This is a genomic window from Lysinibacillus sp. FSL L8-0126, assembly GCF_038630385.1.
Lineage (GTDB): Bacteria > Bacillota > Bacilli > Bacillales_A > Planococcaceae > Lysinibacillus > Lysinibacillus fusiformis_D.
Genome location: NZ_CP152028.1, coordinates 872,514 through 891,047 on the forward strand (window position 1 = coordinate 872,514; position 18,534 = coordinate 891,047).

At 38.2% G+C, this 18,534-nt stretch carries 18 protein-coding genes; all 18 read right to left on the reverse strand.

Going from position 1 to position 18,534, the window contains the following annotated elements:
- Positions 1-83 precede the first annotated feature (83 nt).
- Positions 84-2,243, reverse strand: coding sequence for an EAL domain-containing protein (locus MHI34_RS04180; RefSeq protein WP_342504137.1), 2,160 nt, complete (start codon positions 2,241-2,243; stop codon positions 84-86).
- Positions 2,244-2,528: 285 nt separating this feature from the next.
- Entirely contained in the window at positions 2,529-3,770 is a 1,242-nt protein-coding gene (glyA, locus tag MHI34_RS04185) for a serine hydroxymethyltransferase (RefSeq protein ID WP_342504138.1), read from the reverse strand.
- Positions 3,771-3,828: 58 nt separating this feature from the next.
- Entirely contained in the window at positions 3,829-4,371 is a 543-nt protein-coding gene (locus tag MHI34_RS04190; RefSeq protein WP_089933000.1) for a TIGR01440 family protein, read from the reverse strand.
- Positions 4,372-4,457: 86 nt separating this feature from the next.
- Positions 4,458-4,895: a ribose 5-phosphate isomerase B gene (gene rpiB, locus MHI34_RS04195; RefSeq protein ID WP_036123645.1), complete on the reverse strand. Its 438-nt coding sequence runs from the start codon at positions 4,893-4,895 to the stop codon at positions 4,458-4,460.
- Between the two features lie 357 nt (positions 4,896-5,252).
- Positions 5,253-6,536 carry a HAMP domain-containing methyl-accepting chemotaxis protein gene (locus MHI34_RS04200; protein ID WP_058843798.1) on the reverse strand — a complete coding sequence of 428 codons (1,284 nt, stop codon included), beginning with the start codon at positions 6,534-6,536 and terminating at the stop codon, positions 5,253-5,255.
- An 8-nt stretch (positions 6,537-6,544) separates the two neighbouring features.
- A complete protein-coding gene (locus MHI34_RS04205; protein WP_089933002.1) occupies positions 6,545-6,985 on the reverse strand; it encodes a low molecular weight protein arginine phosphatase in 441 nt (146 codons plus the stop codon).
- A 22-nt stretch (positions 6,986-7,007) separates the two neighbouring features.
- Positions 7,008-7,505: a manganese efflux pump gene (locus MHI34_RS04210; RefSeq protein WP_036123667.1), complete on the reverse strand. Its 498-nt coding sequence runs from the start codon at positions 7,503-7,505 to the stop codon at positions 7,008-7,010.
- 172 nt (positions 7,506-7,677) lie between these two features.
- Positions 7,678-8,712, reverse strand: coding sequence for an L-threonylcarbamoyladenylate synthase (locus MHI34_RS04215; RefSeq protein WP_089933130.1), 1,035 nt, complete (start codon positions 8,710-8,712; stop codon positions 7,678-7,680).
- Positions 8,713-8,813: 101 nt separating this feature from the next.
- On the reverse strand, positions 8,814-9,404 hold the full coding sequence (locus tag MHI34_RS04220; protein WP_271912349.1) for a stage II sporulation protein R: 591 nt from the start codon (positions 9,402-9,404) through the stop codon (positions 8,814-8,816).
- 44 nt (positions 9,405-9,448) lie between these two features.
- Positions 9,449-10,309: a peptide chain release factor N(5)-glutamine methyltransferase gene (gene prmC / locus MHI34_RS04225; protein ID WP_342504139.1), complete on the reverse strand. Its 861-nt coding sequence runs from the start codon at positions 10,307-10,309 to the stop codon at positions 9,449-9,451.
- Positions 10,296-11,372, reverse strand: a complete 1,077-nt coding sequence (gene prfA / locus MHI34_RS04230; RefSeq protein ID WP_036123674.1) for a peptide chain release factor 1 — start codon at positions 11,370-11,372, stop codon at positions 10,296-10,298. Before prfA ends, prmC begins: the two co-directional genes overlap by 14 nt.
- A 152-nt stretch (positions 11,373-11,524) precedes the next feature.
- Positions 11,525-12,097: a thymidine kinase gene (locus MHI34_RS04235; RefSeq protein WP_036123677.1), complete on the reverse strand. Its 573-nt coding sequence runs from the start codon at positions 12,095-12,097 to the stop codon at positions 11,525-11,527.
- A 116-nt stretch (positions 12,098-12,213) separates the two neighbouring features.
- Positions 12,214-12,417 carry a 50S ribosomal protein L31 gene (gene rpmE, locus MHI34_RS04240; RefSeq protein WP_004269457.1) on the reverse strand — a complete coding sequence of 68 codons (204 nt, stop codon included), beginning with the start codon at positions 12,415-12,417 and terminating at the stop codon, positions 12,214-12,216.
- Positions 12,418-12,616: 199 nt separating this feature from the next.
- Positions 12,617-13,666 (reverse strand): NAD(P)/FAD-dependent oxidoreductase, encoded by a 1,050-nt coding sequence (locus tag MHI34_RS04245; RefSeq protein WP_036123680.1) that lies wholly within the window; start codon positions 13,664-13,666, stop codon positions 12,617-12,619.
- A 122-nt stretch (positions 13,667-13,788) separates the two neighbouring features.
- Complete coding sequence (locus tag MHI34_RS04250; RefSeq protein WP_036123683.1) at positions 13,789-14,823, reverse strand: iron ABC transporter permease; 1,035 nt, start codon at positions 14,821-14,823, stop codon at positions 13,789-13,791.
- Positions 14,820-15,872 carry an iron ABC transporter permease gene (locus MHI34_RS04255; RefSeq protein WP_036123687.1) on the reverse strand — a complete coding sequence of 351 codons (1,053 nt, stop codon included), beginning with the start codon at positions 15,870-15,872 and terminating at the stop codon, positions 14,820-14,822. The genes MHI34_RS04250 and MHI34_RS04255 overlap by 4 nt, the downstream gene beginning before the upstream one ends.
- A 33-nt stretch (positions 15,873-15,905) precedes the next feature.
- Positions 15,906-16,700: an ABC transporter ATP-binding protein gene (locus MHI34_RS04260; RefSeq protein ID WP_036123689.1), complete on the reverse strand. Its 795-nt coding sequence runs from the start codon at positions 16,698-16,700 to the stop codon at positions 15,906-15,908.
- 38 nt (positions 16,701-16,738) lie between these two features.
- The gene (locus MHI34_RS04265; RefSeq protein WP_342504140.1) at positions 16,739-18,463 is read right to left on the reverse strand and encodes an ABC transporter ATP-binding protein; all 1,725 of its coding nucleotides are present in this window, start codon (positions 18,461-18,463) and stop codon (positions 16,739-16,741) included.
- Between the last annotated feature and the right edge of the window lie 71 nt (positions 18,464-18,534).

Here is an 18,534-nt window from a genome sequence, read left to right on the forward strand (position 1 = left end):
ACTAGTATAACAGAAAAAAGGAGTCGCCTCAAAAATTAATTTAGGACGACTCCTTTTGTTATTTTATATTTGTCAAAAATAAGCTATTGATCAAGAATTTTATCTACTTGTTCAATGGGCATTGGCTTATAATAAAAATAGCCTTGTCCTACTGTACAGCCTAGTGCACGTAAAATTTCTACCTGCTCTTCCGTTTCAATGCCCTCTGCAACTGAAATCATCCCTAAGTTTAATGCCAACTGAATAATGGAGCGTACAATCGCAAGCGTTGCCGCATCTTCAATCGCATTAATAAAGCTACGATCAATCTTTAATTCAGTGAAGGGTAGCTGTTGTAGATAGCTTAATGATGAAAAACCTGTTCCAAAATCATCTACTGATGTTTTAAAACCATAGCTTTTTAATTCTTGAATAATTTTAAAGGCAGATTGAAAGTCTACTAAACCAATATTTTCAGTCACCTCTAAAATAATATAGCTAGGGTCAATATTATATTTTTGAACAAGTTTCAGTGTATCCTGAACGAAATGCGTATAGTAAAAATGATCAGGTGAGATATTAACTGCAATTTTCACTAATTTCTTTCCTAGCCGTTGACGTTCTGAAAGCCATGAAAGCACAGTCTCTAAAACAAGAACATCTAGTTCCAGAACCTTCCCGGTACTCTCAGCTACTGGAATGAAGATGGCTGGTGACACAAAGCCTAGTTTTGGAGAAATCCACCGTGCCAGTGCCTCAATACTGTGTATTTCACCATTACGTAAGTCTACCTTAGGCTGTAAATGGACTGTAATTTCTTTATTTTTGATTGCTTGTGATAAATGATTTAAAACCGTCATTTTCTGTATAAGCACATCATTTTTTTCTGTTGTAAAAATTTCAGTATGTGTACCTGGTCTATCAATTGCAAAGGAAAGAGCATTATCAGCAAAGCGAATCGCATCAATGATTTTTGTGTCATTATTATAGGAAGCGATTCCTGTTTTTAGCGTGATATAGATTTGCTTTCCCCCTATAATAAAGGGCTGACGAATTGTTTCCTTTATCCGCTTATCATACTCCTGTAAATTTTCATTGTGTGCCAACGTAGACATAATAAGACTAGAGCTTGTAAATCTAGCAACATATTCATTATCTTCTGGCTTGTCTTGCTCCAATCTTTTAGCGAGTTGCCTTAAAAGCTCATCTCCAACCTCACGCCCGTAAAGTTCCACCACTTGATGAAATTCACTTGGTTTTAATATTTTGATAAAACCGCTTAAACCATGCTCCACTTCTTTTTCAATCGAATTAACAAAGCTATGACGATTAGGTAGACCCGTTGTAATATCCGTGTAGGCTAAATCCCAAATTTTTTTTTGAGTTCGAGCATAGGTAACAGCCAACGCAACAAGTGAACCCATTTTTTGAAGCATATTTTTAAAAGACATTTGATCACTTCGTGTTTTTTGGAAATAGATCGAAAATAGCCCTATCACTTGCCGTTGTTGATTGCGTATAGGTACAAACCATCCATACGGCTTTTCAAATAATGTAGCATATTGTTTATGTTCCTCAGGGATATTTACTTCATCTAAATTTTCCACGAGCCTAGCATTTCCTGATTGCATTACTTCAATAAAAAATGCATTGTTTTCACAGCATCTTGGCACACTTTCCTCCGGATCATTACCTGTGAAAACTTGTAATTGATTGGACTCTGTTTTTACCAGAACCATACTTGCAATATTCGGCGTAAAAAAATCATCCAGTCCACGGCAAATAATTTTCATCTTTTGTTCAAGAGTGCTATCTCGCTCGATGGCCTTATACATATCATTTTCTAATCTCATGAGGAAGTCTTCAGTACGGTAATACGTTACATCCTTCACAAGCACTAAAACATATTTCGTACGATTAGCCTCATTGCAAAATGGTAATGCTTGTATCTCTGCCCAAAAGGGCGATTTATTAATGCCATTATGATAGAGCTTTGCCTGGACCATTATGCCGTTATGTATTTTTTCTTTTATCATTTTTATGGTTGTCTTTTTTTCATCTATAGAGAGCCATGAAAAATAATCAGTATTTAGGATTTGTGAACGCGAAGCATTTGTAAGCATACAAAATGAATCATTACACGCTAGTATGCCATGATGATTTGTCGCATCAAAAATAACGTAGCTTTCTTTCGAATTATCCCCTAATTTACGAATGCTACTTAATAAAACATCATTTTCTATGTCTAATGATTTAGTGACCATCCAATCCCTCCATCTCTATCACTTCATCCCATTTCCATTGTACATAAAATTCAAATAAATTTTCACCTTTATGAAAAAAAACTTCTTTTCTAGGACATTATCTGTCCTTAAACTATTATAATAAAACCCTACTTATCTATTTTATGTAAATTTATTCAAAAACAAGATGATTATTCTATTTTTTTCAGAAAAAATATGTTTTTTATAGTTTAGTCCTAAATTCACAAAATAAAAGGCTGTATTTAAAGTAACAAATGTACTTTAAACACAGCCCTCTCATTTCTATTATGCGTATAATGGGTGTCTATCTGTTAATGCTTTTACACGATCTTTTGCTTCTGCTTTAACTGCTTCATCTTCAGGATTTTTAAGAACCGCAGCAATAATTGCTCCAACTTCTTTCATATCTTCTTCTTTAAAGCCGCGAGAAGTAACAGCTGGCGTACCGATACGAATACCAGAAGTAACAAATGGCGATTCTGTATCGTAAGGAATTGTGTTTTTATTCGTTGTAATACCTACTTCATCTAGTGCATGCTCTGCTACTTTACCTGTTAAACCAAGTGATTTTACATTTAACAGTAATAAGTGGTTATCTGTACCACCAGAAACGATTTCAACACCTTCAGCAATTAGTACTTCTGCTAAAGCTTTGGCATTCGCTTTAATTTGCCTTGCATAGTCTTTAAATTCTGGTTGTAATACTTCGCCAAATGCTACAGCTTTTGCAGCAATGACATGCATTAATGGACCACCTTGAATTCCTGGAAATACAGATTTATTTAATTTTTGCTCCCATTCTTTTGAAGCAAGAATTAAACCACCACGTGGTCCACGTAATGTTTTATGCGTTGTTGATGTAACAAAATCAGCATACGGCACTGGTGATTGATGTTCACCGGCAGCTACAAGACCAGCAATGTGTGCCATATCCACCATGAAGTATGCACCCACTTCGTCTGCGATTTCACGGAATTTAGAGAAGTCAATTTCACGTGGGTAGGCAGAAGCACCAGCAACGATAAGTTTTGGTTTATGTTCTAATGCTTTTTGACGTACATCTTCATAATCGATTACTTGATTTTCTTTCGTTACACCATATTCCACAAAGTTATATAGGATACCAGAGAAGTTTACTGGAGATCCATGTGTTAAGTGACCACCATGAGAAAGGTTCATACCAAGAACTGTGTCACCTGGTTCTAAAATTGTATGGTAAACAGCCATGTTTGCTTGTGCACCAGAGTGTGGTTGTACATTAGCATATTCTGCTCCAAAAATTTCTTTCACGCGATCACGTGCAATATTTTCTACTACGTCTACATGTTCACAACCACCGTAGTAGCGTTTACCTGGATAGCCTTCAGCGTATTTATTTGTCAGTACTGATCCTTGTGCTTCCATAACCGCTTCGGAAACAAAGTTTTCAGATGCAATCAATTCAATATTTGCTTGTTGACGTTTTTTTTCTGCAAGAATTCCGTCTAATACTGCTTTGTCTTGTACTGCTAATTTTTCATATGCCATGTTTGAAAAAGCCTCCTAAAGTATCGTTAATTATCTATACCACTTATAATAAGGGTACTTATTTATATATTGCACGTTCTCCGCCAATTAGCTTTGGACGTGTTGTTGCAACCGTAACAATCGCTTCTCCCACCATTTTCACTGATGTTCGAACGGGAACAGCTACTGCTTTCAAATGCATACCAATTAATGTTTGTCCAATATCAATACCTGCATGTGCCTGTATTGTTTCAACAACCACTGGATTAGCAAATTGTGTATAGGCATAAGCAGACATCGATCCACCTGCTGTACGTACTGGAACTACTGCTACTTCATCATAGCCAAATCGTTCAGCCGTCGATGCCTCCATAGTAACAGCGCGGTTAATATGCTCACAGCCTTGGAATGCTAAATGTAATTGATGTTTCGATGCAAATTCTTGTAACGGCTCATAAATGGCTTCAGCTATTTCCAATGCCCCTGCTGTGCCAATTTTCTGACCAATCACTTCAGATGTAGAGCACCCTACAACAAAAATTGTATGAGGTCGTAACGTTACCTGCTCTTCAAACTCACTGAGTAACTGAGTCAAATGCGTTCGTATTTGTTTTACTACCATTAAGCTCAGCTCCTTCATCTATATCCATTAAAATCATGCCATATAGGACATCCTTGACGAATGCCATATATGGAATCATGAAACAATTATTGCTCTAGCTCAGCAATTTTTTCTATGCGGCGTGTATGACGACCACCTTCAAACTCTGTTTCTAGCCAAGTTTGGACGATTTCACGTGCAAGGCCTGGACCAATGACACGTTCACCCATGGCTATAATATTTGAGTCATTATGGCAACGTGTTGCCTTGGCACTGAATACATCATGCACTAATGCACAACGAATGCCCTTCACCTTATTAGCAGCAATGGACATACCAATTCCTGTGCCACAAATTAAAATACCTTTATCAAATTCTCCATTAGCAACACCTTCAGAAACAGGTTTTGCATAATCAGGATAGTCTACTGAATCCGCAGATTGTGGACCAAAATCTTCGTAGCTAATATGAAGTTCATCTAATAGCTGCATAATCTCACGACGTAAGTTGTTGCCTCCGTGATCAGAAGAAATTGCTATTCTCACTGGGTTCCCTCTTTTCGAATTATAGTCACCCTTAGTGTACCACTTCTTTCTGAAGAATAACATGATTTTTCTTGTTTTTTTATGCTGATTTCTCCTGAAAGACGAACATTTATTGTATATTAACATAAAAATATTCACTTTTAAACCCGTTTTTCTGTGGATAATGTGAATATCATGTTAATAAGTTCGGATAAAGGTCCTTTGTTGTAATATTCCATCTTCTGAAGTTTTTTTAGCTTTTCACTTACGATGGACATAAATACTTTGACAGAGTGTGATCTTAAGATGGAAGCTCTCTAATAAAAAAGGCTATACATAAATCCGATTTTACGTCGCATTTATGTATAGCCTTTAGAACTATGCTTGTCTATCAAATTGTTGAATCATCTTATGCAATGCTTCCGATTGCTTTTTCAAACTTTGAGCCAAATGCTCTACCTGCTCGATAGCATAAGCTTGCTCCTCAGCGGCGCTACGAACTTCCTGTGCACCTGCTGACGTTTCTTCAGCAATGGCTGCAACTTCTTGTGATTGGCGAGCTGTCGTTTCAATATTATGCATTTGCTGTTCAATTAACGAGGAAATTTCAACAATTGCTGTTGCCATTTCATGTACGTTGGAAGCCATACCTTCAACGGCTGTCGTTGTTTCAGAAACGCGATCAGCTTCCTTCGTCGCAAATGCTACTTGTTCATTCATTTGTTTAACAACCACCTCTACATTTTGCTGCATGGACTGAATTAAAGCTGTAATACCTTGGACAGCTTTCGCACTTTCATCAGCCAAACCGCGAACTTCCTCAGCTACCACTGCGAAGCCCTTTCCATGCTCTCCTGCTCGTGCTGCTTCAATCGAGGCATTTAATGCCAGTAAATTTGTTTGTGCCGCAATGTCACCGACTAAGCTAATAATCCGTTCTACTTGGCCAGCATTTTCTTCAAGTGCATGAATACTTTTTAGTGCCTCATTATTACCTGTAGCAATTTGCTGAATACTATTCACTAATATTTCGATGGCCTTTGTTGTTGTCGATAAATTATGTAGAATCTCTTTTGATTGTGATGCTGATGCTTCTGCTCTACTATTTACTTCTGTTGCAAGAGCTCGCACATCTTCAATAGCTTCGGCAGTGTCTTGTACAGCTGTTGCAGATGCTTCTGCTCCTGCAGATATATGCTTCACAGTAGAGGCAATTCCTTCTGCCTTTCTAGTTGCCACTCCCGCCTCATCAGATAGCTGAATAATTGATTGATTTGTTTGCTGAAAGTTTTGATCGATACTTTCCACCATTTGACGCAGATTTAACACCATTTGTTGGAACGCCTCAGCAACGGATCGAATTTCATCATTTGTTTTAGGCATTTGCACATCCTGTCCAATTTTCCCCTCAGCTACAAGGATTGCTGAATGTTCGAGCTGCTGTAAAGGTTTGATTAAGATCACGCTTAACAACGCCGCTAATATACCTGACCATATAATACCTAATGCGTAGGTAATTACCTCAAAAACCATTCGATTCGTGTCTGGGAAGAAAGTAGGTTGTAAAAACTCAATGAATATAAAACTGACACTGTAGGTGATAAGCGCAAGTACACTAACAAATAATACCAATTTAAGCCGTAAACCAAATTGTTTTTTCATAGGGCCCCTCAATTCTTTTCAAGTTTTTGTATTAATTGATCAACTAATTCCTTTAATTCTGCAAATGTTGCTTCATATATTGCTTTATTGCCACCATAAGGATCTACTACATTTTCCAGACTGCCCTCATTTGTATATTCTTTCAAGGTAAATACTTTATGTTCAGCTTCTGGATAATTTGAAATCACGGCGTCTTTGTGAGCAGTCGTCATCGTTAAAATTAAGTCTGCCCATGCCATTTCTGTCATTGATAATTGCGTTGCAAAATGCTGATGTGACATTTGCGCTTCATTTAACACTAGTTGTGCATGTGCTGACATTTGTGCATTTGGCATGGCATAAATACCTGCTGAGCGCACCTCTACATTGTTGATTTGTTTATGTTTTAAAATAACTTCTGCCATCGGACTGCGACAAGTATTGCCTGTACAAACAAATAATATTTTCACACTTATCACTCTCCAATTTCATTTATTGTTGAATAGCTAGAATGCTCATGATAATAAATATAACGCCAGCAGCTATTTGAATTTTATTGCCAAAAAATACTTGGCTTCTACGGGCAATGACTAATGAACCATAAGCGCAAATTAGAGCGCTCAAGCCTGCACTCATGATAAAAATAGTTTTTTCTAAGTTAAGCATACCAAAAGAAACACTAACTGAAAAGGTATCTAGGCTTGCAGTCACAGCCAAAATTACAGGTGATATTGTTACTTTTTCATCTCGATGAGAGAATAATAGTAAATGCATACCAATACAAAATAATAAAATACTTGAAATCCATTGTCCCCATTCTAATAGAAATCGAACTAAATAGCTTCCTAGCTCAAAGCCTAATAACGGGAAAAGCATATGCAATGCTGCTGTCCATAATGACAAAAATAAGCGATATCTAACATTTGGCAGTAAGACATATAGACCAATCACATCAACAGACGTTAGTATACCTGCAAGAATTCCCTGCAAGAACGCACTCCTTCTCTCCCTAATATTTTATCATTTTATGCTCGAAAATACATTATTATCATAATTGTCCACAATAGTTTTTCTTTTATATTTTGTAATGATAAACAAAAAGGACAAAAGACATGTTTTATATCAATGTCTTTTGTCGCTAATGTACCTGAACTATATTCATTTATAATGAATACCATTTGCCTCCAGAGGCCTTTTCAAGTCTATTCATGATAGCTGCTCCTACACCTTCTGTTGAGGTTGTTGTTGCTAATATAATGGTAGCGGCGGTTTTATCACATGCTCTAAGTGCATTGTATAAGTTCGCACCCATTTCTTGTTTACTTCCAACTTCACCAATTGAGAAGTAAAAATCAGCTTTGATATCTTCAAAATTCACTGGTGCAAGCAATGCTACTACATGTCCTTCTCGCTGCATTCGCTGAACAGCCTCGCTGACTTTCTCATAATGACAATCTATTAAATACACAGGAGCATTTGGAGCATAATGTGTATATTTCATGCCTGGTGCTTTAGGCGTTGTTTCTAGCTTCTGCTCTATATTGGTTGGTTGAATAACGGGACCTATCTTCGCCTCAAGCATTTCCTTTGTAATGCCACCTGGACGTAAAATTACTGGAGGTTCATGTGTCACATCTAACACAGTAGATTCGAGCCCAATGCCTGTAGAACCTCCATCCAAAATATAAGGTATGTATCCTCCCAAATCATCTAATACATGGACTGCCTCTGTAGGGCTTGGTTTACCGCTACGATTGGCACTTGGTGCAGCAAGCGGTTTTTGAAGCTGCTGTAGCAATGCGAGTGCTACTGGATGATTCGGCATTCGAATGCCCACTGTTGATAACCCAGCTGTGACACTTTGTGCTAAAACATTTGGCTTTGCTGGCATTACAAGCGTTAAGGGGCCGGGCCAAAAGAAATCCATGCACTGTTTGGCTACTTCAGAAATTTGATCGATATAAATGGCTACTTCCTCTTTTGTCCCCACATGGACAATTAAAGGATTATCTGAAGGTCGGCCTTTTGCTTCAAATATCTTTTTCACTGCCAAATCATTTGTGGCCACTGCTCCTAAGCCATAAACCGTTTCTGTCGGAAATGCTACTACCTCTCCCGCATTTAAGATATCCACAGCTTGTGTATAATTAATCTGACTATTCACATTACTGTCCACAACCTTGCAAACGGTTTCCATCATTAAAACCTACCTTCAATTATTGGTTTTTACTGAATTATCCACATAATGTTTATAACTTACGAAAAAATGTGTATAAGTTGTCTGAATTTGTGCACAATTCATTCAAAAAGTCCTTTAATCCATTCCCATATAAAGAATGTTACTTGCTCTTTTTCTTCTTTTACTTCTTCTTTTACTTCTTCTTTTTCAGGCTCACAAATAGATGGAAAGATACTGCACCACCAGTTATCCCCACGTGCATCACCAATCTTCACAACAATCGAGTGATACACATTTTGTGGATAGAGTATAGCACCTTGTCTTTTTGGTGGAAATAAGTTATCCCCAATGACAATCTGTGTATCCATCTGTGGATAATTTTCGCTCAATTCTGTTTCAATTTGTTGTTTTAGCGAAAGAATTTGCTCACTCCCTACATTGCCAGCAGTGGCTACTTGCATAAAGTATGGCTTTAATTCTTGGACAAGCTGCTCTTTCTCTAGCTGATCTTGTGTCGTATTACTGTTCGCAATAACACGTATACGAAAATCGTTTTCTTGCTCATCATTGGTAGCTTCCTTGGCAAAGCCTACTAATGATGGAATATATAAAATACATAATTGTAAAGCAATCGCGATTAATACTAGTCTAGCAAAAGCTAGAAAGATATTTTGTTTAGGTAATCTAATAATCTTGTATTCATTTAACATATAAATCCCTCCTTGCTCAACATTGTTGGCAAGATTAAGAAACTTTATACATGAATCTCACAAAAAATCATTCGAGGCTTACCGTTAATATCTTTTTCTATTGAAACTGTCGCATGTGGAAAACTATCTTGAAAGAATTTGGCTACTTGCTCACCTTGTGTATAACCGATTTCTAACCCAATCAATGCTGGTTTATTCATATAGGCTGGTAGTTGCTCAGCTAATTTTCTATACAAAATCAGACCATCTTCCTCAGCAAATAGTGCACTATGTGGCTCATGCTCTAGTACAACATTCGACATTTCCTGTGCCTCATTAAAGGCAATATACGGTGGGTTTGATAAGACAACATCCAATTTTTCTCCTGCAAGTGGCGCTGTTAAATCGCCCAACCTAAAATCAATATCAGCCTCTAATCGTTGAGCATTTTTTTGCGCCGTCGCTAGTGCATCCTGTGATAAATCAGTGGCTATAACAGTTAGCGCTGAACATTCCAGTTTCATCGAAATAGCAATAGCTCCACTGCCTGTACCGATATCAGCCAACTTCAGGGTTTGTTGTGAAAAAAGTTTAGGCAGGCGATTGATTGTACCAAGTACTAGCTCCTCTGTTTCTGGCCGAGGAATTAAGACAGATTCATCGACTAGGAAGGAGCGGCCATAAAATTCTTCACTTCCAACACAATATTGTACAGGGCGGCCATTGACATGTTCTTCTATGAGCGCTTTAAATTTCACTTGCTGTGCTGCTGTTAATTCATCCTGTAAGTGCAACATAACTTCTGAATAACTTGTACCAAGTACATGTTGCATGACGATACGTGCTGCTGTTTGCTCACGACCATTATCCACTAAAAAAGAAGAAGCCCACTCTAGGGCCTCCATCACATTTTTATAAGTCATCATTTAATCGCTCTAACTTCGATGCTTGTTCTTCTAAAATAAGGGCATCGATAATCTCGCCTAGTCTTCCTTCGACGATTTGATCTAGCTTTTGAATCGTTAAACCGATACGGTGATCTGTTACACGGTTTTGTGGATAATTGTATGTGCGAATTCGCTCGGAGCGATCGCCTGAGCCTACAGCAGATTTACGTGTAGCATCAATTTCTTTTTGTGCTTCTTGCATATACATATCAGCAACACGAGCACGTAGAATTTTCATGGCTTTTTCACGATTTTTAATTTGTGAGCGTTCATCCTGCATCGAAACCACAACACCTGTTGGTAAATGGGTCATACGAACAGCAGACATCGTTGTATTTACAGATTGACCACCAGCACCTGAAGAGGCAAATGTATCTACACGAATATCCTTTTCATGGATTTCAACATCTACTTCCTCCACTTCAGGTAAACACGCAACTGTTGCCGTCGATGTATGAATACGACCTTGAGATTCGGTAGCAGGGACACGTTGTACGCGGTGTGCACCATTTTCGAATTTGAATTTTGAATAGGCTCCTTGTCCGTTAATCATAAAGATTACTTCTTTATAGCCGCCCATTGGGTTTGGTGTAGCTTCCATAATATCAATTTTCCAGCCTTGTGTTTCCGCATAGCGAGAGTACATACGGAATAAATCACCCGCAAAAATATTGGCCTCATCACCACCAGCTGCTCCACGAATTTCCATGATAACGTTTTTATTATCATTAGGATCTTTAGGAATTAATAAAATGCGTAGACGTTCTTCTAGCTCTTCCTGCTGTGCTTTTAATAGGTTAAATTCTTCCTTTACCATCTCATGCATATCAGGATCTTTTTCACTATCTAACATTTCACGAGTATCTACTATCTGCTCTTTAACACTTTTATATTCACGATAAGTATCCACTGTTTCTTGGATATCTGATTGTTCCTTAGAATATTCACGTAATTTCTTACTATCATTCACAATATCCGGATCGCTCAAAAGCTCTGTTAGCCTTTCATAACGATCCTCCACTGCTTGTAATCGATCAAACATGGATTTCACCTCTATTTAGTTTTTTAAGGTATGCTCCTTTTTGACAAAGAAGCTTTTATTCAGTAATTACAATGTTTATTTCCACTACTTAGTATAAGAAAAATTTCGCATGTATGCTACTTTTTCTTAGCGTATCCACCTGTCTATTGGCTTTAAAGTGGTGGCTGTGCGTGACATTTTCGACAAACCGGATAATACGAGTCATTACCACCAATTTGAATTTGATCACCTGTGTAGACTGGCTTTCCACTTTCATCTACTCGTAAATTCATTGTTGCTTTTTTATGACAGAACCAGCAAATTGTTTTCATTTCCTCAATTTTATCTGCATATGTAAGCATGTATTGGCTACCTTCAAATAGCTCATTTTGAAAATCATTTTTTAAGCCAAAGCCCATCACGGGGATGTCCAATTTATCCACAATGTTAGCAAGTTGTAAAACATGTGCTTTTTTTAAAAATTGAACTTCATCCACAAGCACACAGTATGGCTTGACAGTATTGGATTCCACTAGTTCAAAAATATTTGTATCCTCATAAACAGGGATGGCTTGTTGGCGTAAACCTACTCGACTGGAAACAAAGCCAACCTCATCACGTGTATCTAAACCTGAAGTAAACATCATCACAGGCTTTTGTTGTTCTTCATAATTATGGGCAACTTTTAGAATTTCTATTGATTTTCCACTATTCATTGCACCATGTTTAAAATATAGCTGTGCCATTCTGTCTTCTCCCTTTCTTTATGTCAATGTGGATTTTGAAAGGTATTGCATCAACGTGTATTATTTACTGAAAAAAATACCTGCCAAGCGCATGCTTGGCAGGTATTAAACTAACATTAGTTTTTAAGACCGTATTTTTTGTTGAAACGATCCACGCGACCATCAGCAGACGCGAATTTTTGACGGCCAGTGTAGAATGGGTGACATTCGTTGCAGAACTCGACAACGATGTTTTCTTTTACTGAACCAGTTTTGAAAGTGTTCCCACAAGAGCAAGTTACTGTTGCTTCTTTGTAGTCTGGATGAATTCCTTGTTTCATATTCGTTTTCTCCTCTCGCCCTGAACCATCTGGAACAGAGTATTATCGAACTGTACCTTACATAGCCCGAATATGTCGACTACAAAATTTGCGTCGAAAGGGTCAGCTACATATGTACACGTTGCATACTTTTGAAGTATAGCATAGTCATTTTATTATTTTCAAGTAAAAAATATTAAAAACGAACCTTCCATCTTTCTTATCCACGAACTTCGCGATAATCATTGTCTACTAACCCAATTTGCTCGTTTCGTTCTTTGAAGCGAATATTATGTGATGACACATAGGCTACTTTCGGTGCATCTGGCTCCAAATATAGCTTGGCACTATTTAATGCTAGTATTCCATCCGTAAATGCACCTGCTATTAATCTTACTTTACTAGGATGATCAATAAAATCACCCGCTCCATAGACACCTTCAATGTTCGTTTCACGCTTCTCATTGACAATCGCTACTTCATCTTGGATGTTTAATCCCCATTCTTCAAGTGCACCATAATCACATTTCAAACCATGGTTGACAATGACAGCATCTACCTCTACTCGTTCACTTTCACCTGTCTCTTTATTGACTATGGACACATACTGAATTAAATCACCGTCACCATGCAATTGAACAACCTCATATGGCGTTTTTACACGAACTGAGGATTCTTTCATGCGCAAGACATTTTTTTCATGGCCGCCAAAATCATCTCGGCGATGAACGACTGTAACACTTGCAGCAATTGGCTCTAGCTCATTTGCCCAATCAACTGCAGAATTACCACCACCTGAAATTAACACATGCTTGTGTCGGAAAATCTCTAGTTCCTGTACTGTATAATGTAAATTTGTTACTTCAAATCGGTCTGCTCCTTCTATTTCAAGCTTTTGCATAGAAAGAACACCATACCCCACTGCTAAAATAACTGTTTTCGAAAAATGCTTCTCACCTGTAGAAGATGTCAACATAAATGTTCCATCCTGTTGCTTTTCTAATTTTTCCACCTTTTGATTTAAAACAATTGTAGGATCGAATGTTTTAGCTTGCTCAACAAGTTGTTTAATCAGCTGTCCCCCTAAAATAGGTGTTACTCCGCCGACATCCCAAATCATTTTTTCAGGATAAATTAACATACGACCGCCAAGCTGTGAGCTGTATTCAATAATTTTCGTTTTTAAATCTCGCATCCCACTATAAAAGGCAGTATAAAGCCCAGCTGGACCACCACCAACAATCGTTACATCATATAGTTCTTCTGACATTTCCGTTCTCCATCCCCTTCTGTCTCGATTCGATCATACAGTTTTGAGGTTGTGTTAAGCTACTGCCTGTCTATTCTTTCCGACGAGGATCATACTATTCACACACCATCCACAAACTATAGTTACTCTTTCAATCGCGCCAATAAATATAAGAAATAAGGTGCTCCTAAAACAGCAACCACAATCCCCGCTGGAATTTCTGAAGGCTCTAATATAGAACGACCGATTGTATCTGCCATCAACACTAAAAATCCTCCTAACAGAGCTGCAGTTGGCAGTAAAAACTGATGTTTAGCGCCAACAAGTTGTCGAGCTAAATGTGGTGCAACAAGACCCACGAAACCAATGCCTCCACTTACAGAAACACTAGCTCCAGCTAAACCAACAGCAGCAGCCAATAACCAACGGCGCTCTTTTTCAATAGAGGCACCTAGCCCTACAGCTGTTAATTCGCCTAGATTTAGTACGTTTAATACCCGTGATTTTGCATAAACAAAAGGCAATAAGATAATTAACCATGGTAACAGCGACAGCACAAATCGCCAATTCGAGCCCCAAATGCTACCTGCTAGCCATGTCGCTACAAATTGATAATTTTCTGGTGATAGGCGTAGTGTTAGCACAATCATAGCCGAGCTAATCCCTGCTGCTACAGCTACCCCTGTTAAAATTAAACGCATTGGTGTAATACCTTCATGTCGTCTATAAGAAAGTGAATAAATCAGAACAGCTGTCAAACCTGCCCCTACAAAAGCCAGTACTGGCAGTAAATAAACAGGTGCTGCTTTCGTAGTTGGGAAAAATGATACATAGAGCATGACAGCAAGTCCTGCCCCAGCATTAATCCCTAAGATTCCTGGATCCGCTAAAGCATTTTTGGAAATGCCCTGTAAAATAGCGCCTGAAACCGCTAAGCCCATACCTACTAACACAGCAATCACAATTCTAGGAAGTCTGAACTCAAATAATATAAGTTGCTGTTGTGCATCACCTTGACCAAAAAGTGTGCGCAGAACTTCCATTGGCGTCAGTTTAATAACGCCAGTATTCATACTAATAATAAAGGTAATAATGATTAACACAATGAGTGTAACAAGGATGGAGAAATTTTTTCTTTTCGCCTTAAGCTGACTCGGTGTTAAATAGCTGTTACTCATAGTTCTTTCCCTCCTTTACGTGCTAAATAAAGGAAGAATGGTACACCGATAAAGGCAATTAGTGCGCCAATCGGTGTTTCATAAGGTGGATTGATAATACGTGCTACTAAATCAGCTAACACAACAAGCAATGCCCCATATACTATAGAACAAGAGATAATCCAGCGATAATCATGTCCAACTATGTATCTCGTTAAATGAGGGATAATTAACCCTACAAAACCAACCGCACCGACAACAGACACGGCTGCACCTGCTAAAACTAAAACAATGATCATTCCCCATACTTTTACAACTGCTGTACGTTGCCCAAGTCCAACTGCAATTTCCTCACCTAAGCTCAGTACAGTGATTGAACGTGATAGGATAAGCGCTCCTATCATCGCAATAAAGATCCATGGGGATAATATTTGTAGATGACTCCATTTTGTACCTGAAACACCGCCAGCATACCAAAATGCTAGGTCTTGTCCAATACGATAATAAAGTGCAATCCCTTCTCCTAACGCTCCAAGCAATGCACTAACAGCTGCACCTGCTAGAACTAGCCGCATCGGTGTTAAGCCACCTTTTGACAGTGAGCCAATACCATAAACAATGGCTACGCCAAGACCTGCGCCTACAAAGGACCATAAAATTAAATACATGTAAGGCAGACCAGGGAAGAAGGCAAAGCACAATGCTAACATAAAGGCCGCTCCAGAGTTCAGACCCAGTAGCCCCGAGTCTGCTAATGGGTTACGTGTCATCCCCTGCATAATAGCACCCGCTACTGCAAAGCTTGCACCTACTAATGCTGCTCCAAGTACTCGAGGTAAGCGAATATCATGGATAATTTGATGTGTTGTTAATTCCGGTGAAAAATGGGTAACTGCTGTCCAAACAGTACCCAATGAAATATCTGCTGCTCCAAAAGAAATCGATAAGCCAATGGCAAATATTAATCCAATTACTCCTACGATTAAAGCCACTACTCCACGGATCGGATGAGATCGTTTCTGTAGCTCCTCTAAATCGTTGAGCTCTCCTACTCCTGTCGACGTAGTCATTTTACTTCCTCCTCATAACTTTCAATTAAACTTTTATTCCTTCATGTCGTACAACTGATAAGATAGGCAGATTGGATTTTTACTATATGGACAAACAGCCATTTCTGCATCGATATTAAATACTTTTTGTAGATTTTCCTTTGTCATCACTTCTTTTGGACTACCGTTCACCATTAAATCGCCGTCTCTCATAGCCATTATGAAGTGGGAGAATCGTGACGCATGATTTAAATCATGCAAGACCATGATAATTGTTCGTCCTTCTTCCTTATTTAGTTTTTGCAGTAGCAATAATATATCTAGCTGGTGCGCTAAATCTAAATAAGTTGTTGGTTCATCCAGTACTAAAATATCCGTGCCTTGCGCCAATGCCATAGCAATCCATACTCTCTGACGCTGGCCACCTGATAATGCTTCAATTGGTCGATCACTAAATTCTCTTAGCCCCGTTACATCAATCGCCCAGTGGATATATTCGTAGTCTTCCTTTTGCAAGGAACCAAACCCAACTTGGTGAGGAAAGCGACCATATGATACCAATTCAAAAACCGTTAATCCTCCGGGTGCTGTTGCTGTTTGAGGTAAAATAGCCATTCTTTTGGCCACATCTTTCGTTTTTAATTGATGTATCGCCTTGCCATCTAAATAGACGGCTCCATTTTGTGTTCGTAATACACGGGCAACAGCCTTTAATAAAGTAGACTTGCCACAACCATTTGGGCCGATGATTGTGGAGATTTGCCCTTTAGGAATCTCCACACTTAAATCGTTGACGATGAGCGCTGAAGAATAACCAATCGCAACATGATCTATTTCGAGTACTGACATCTTTAACTTCCTTTCATTTTTGAGAATGCGTTCCACTCTTACATTTGTAAACCAAATTGAGCTGTATACAAGCCATAGTAAGCATTTTGGCGTTCCATTAATTGCTCGTGTGTACCTTCTTCAATGATGCCCTTTTTCGACACAACGACAATTCTGTCTGCATCCTTAATTGTTGCTAATCGGTGAGCAATCACTAATGTAGTACGTCCAATGGAAAGTTCATTTAATGCCTGTTGGATAGCTTGTTCAGTTTCTGTATCCAATGCAGATGTTGCTTCATCTAGTATTAAGATTTTTGGGTTTTTCAAGAAAATACGGGCAATGGATAATCTTTGCTTTTGACCACCTGATAATTTCACACCACGCTCACCAATTAATGTATCCATACCTTCAGGTAGAGCATTGATGACATCCGTCAGTTGCGCTCGTTGTGCTGCATACCAAATATCTTCTTCACTGGCATTTAAATCACCATAGGCAATATTTTCACGAATGGTACCATCGAATAAAAAGACATCCTGCTGGACAATCCCAATATGCGAACGTAAGGAATGCAGTTTAAAATCGCGTATATCCATACCATCAATACTAATGGATCCTTCATTGACTTCATAAAAACGTGGCAATAAACTACAGATTGTTGATTTCCCTGCACCAGATGGACCTACCAAGGCAACGGTTTCGCCAGGATTTACTTTTAAATTAATATGATGTAGGGCACGGTTATTGGCAGCATAGCCAAACGATACATCGGAGAAAGTAATTTCGCCATTAATTTCATCAACCATTTTTGCCTCTGGACGATCCACAATTTCAGGTTCCGTTTCTAAAAATTCGATATAGCGTCTAAATCCTGCCATACCTTTCGGATAGCTTTCTATAAACATATTAATTTTGTTAATTGGGCCTAAAAGAATACCTGATAGTAAAATAAATGCGATAAAATCTCCATTTGTTATATGTCCATTTAAAACAAAATACGCTCCTACAAATAAAGTAAAGAGTGATAATACTTTAGTGAGTATGCCTGAAATAGCCTCATTCCAAGCCATTACTTTATAGGAGAACAGCTTTGTCATACGGAATCGTTCATTATTTACTTTAAAGCGTTTAATCTCATGATCTTCATTTGTGAAAGCCTGTACCACACGAATACCACTTACATTATTTTCAACTCGCGCATTGAAATCTGCGATATCTCCGAACATTTGACGGAATGCTTTGGACATTAACTTCCCAAAAATAATCGTTAAAATTAAAATGATCGGTACAAGTAAGAAAATAAGAATTGTAAAGGTTGGATCAATATAGTACATAACCCCAAACGTCCCAATAATCGTCATTGCCGCAATAAAAATATCCTCTGGACCATGGTGAGCAAGTTCACCAATATCCATTAAATCGTTCGTTAATCGAGAAACAAGATGCCCTGTTTTATTGTTATCAAAATATCGGAAAGATAGTTTTTGCACATGGCTAAAAGATTCCTTCCTCATATCTGTTTCAATATTAATCCCTAGCATATGCCCCCAGTACGATACGATAAAGTGAAGAATAGAATTGAAAATATATAGACCAAACAGCAATAAACTTGCCATAAGAATCCATTTTAATTCCCCATCTGGCAGAATATCATCAATTACTTTATTTAAAACAAGTGGAAATGCCAGCTCGATTAGTGCCACTAATATCGCACAGCTAAAATCTAAAATGAATAAACCTTTATAGGGTTTATAATATGAAAAAAAGCGCCTTAATAACATGTTGCAACCTCCTATGGTAATGTCATTTTCGTATCTAATAAATGAGCTATCTGATTCTACATACAGATAGC

Excerpts from the sequence above, each read along its gene's own strand:
- MHI34_RS04255 (WP_036123687.1), bottom strand. The coding sequence starts at position 15,872 with ATGACTACGTCGACAGGAGTAGGAGAGCTCAACGATTTAGAGGAGCTA.
- rpmE (WP_004269457.1), bottom strand. The coding sequence starts at position 12,417 with ATGAAACAAGGAATTCATCCAGACTACAAAGAAGCAACAGTAACTTGC.
- MHI34_RS04260 (WP_036123689.1), bottom strand. The coding sequence starts at position 16,700 with ATGTCAGTACTCGAAATAGATCATGTTGCGATTGGTTATTCTTCAGCG.
- MHI34_RS04250 (WP_036123683.1), bottom strand. The coding sequence starts at position 14,823 with ATGAGTAACAGCTATTTAACACCGAGTCAGCTTAAGGCGAAAAGAAAA.
- MHI34_RS04180 (WP_342504137.1), bottom strand. The coding sequence starts at position 2,243 with ATGGTCACTAAATCATTAGACATAGAAAATGATGTTTTATTAAGTAGC.
- MHI34_RS04235 (WP_036123677.1), bottom strand. The coding sequence starts at position 12,097 with ATGGCACAGCTATATTTTAAACATGGTGCAATGAATAGTGGAAAATCA.
- MHI34_RS04215 (WP_089933130.1), bottom strand. The coding sequence starts at position 8,712 with ATGGAAACCGTTTGCAAGGTTGTGGACAGTAATGTGAATAGTCAGATT.
- prfA (WP_036123674.1), bottom strand. The coding sequence starts at position 11,372 with ATGTTTGATCGATTACAAGCAGTGGAGGATCGTTATGAAAGGCTAACA.
- MHI34_RS04265 (WP_342504140.1), bottom strand. The coding sequence starts at position 18,463 with ATGTTATTAAGGCGCTTTTTTTCATATTATAAACCCTATAAAGGTTTA.
- prmC (WP_342504139.1), bottom strand. The coding sequence starts at position 10,309 with ATGATGACTTATAAAAATGTGATGGAGGCCCTAGAGTGGGCTTCTTCT.
- MHI34_RS04200 (WP_058843798.1), bottom strand. The coding sequence starts at position 6,536 with ATGAAAAAACAATTTGGTTTACGGCTTAAATTGGTATTATTTGTTAGT.
- glyA (WP_342504138.1), bottom strand. The coding sequence starts at position 3,770 with ATGGCATATGAAAAATTAGCAGTACAAGACAAAGCAGTATTAGACGGA.
- MHI34_RS04245 (WP_036123680.1), bottom strand. The coding sequence starts at position 13,666 with ATGTCAGAAGAACTATATGATGTAACGATTGTTGGTGGTGGTCCAGCT.
- MHI34_RS04190 (WP_089933000.1), bottom strand. The coding sequence starts at position 4,371 with ATGGTAGTAAAACAAATACGAACGCATTTGACTCAGTTACTCAGTGAG.
- MHI34_RS04220 (WP_271912349.1), bottom strand. The coding sequence starts at position 9,404 with ATGTTAAATGAATACAAGATTATTAGATTACCTAAACAAAATATCTTT.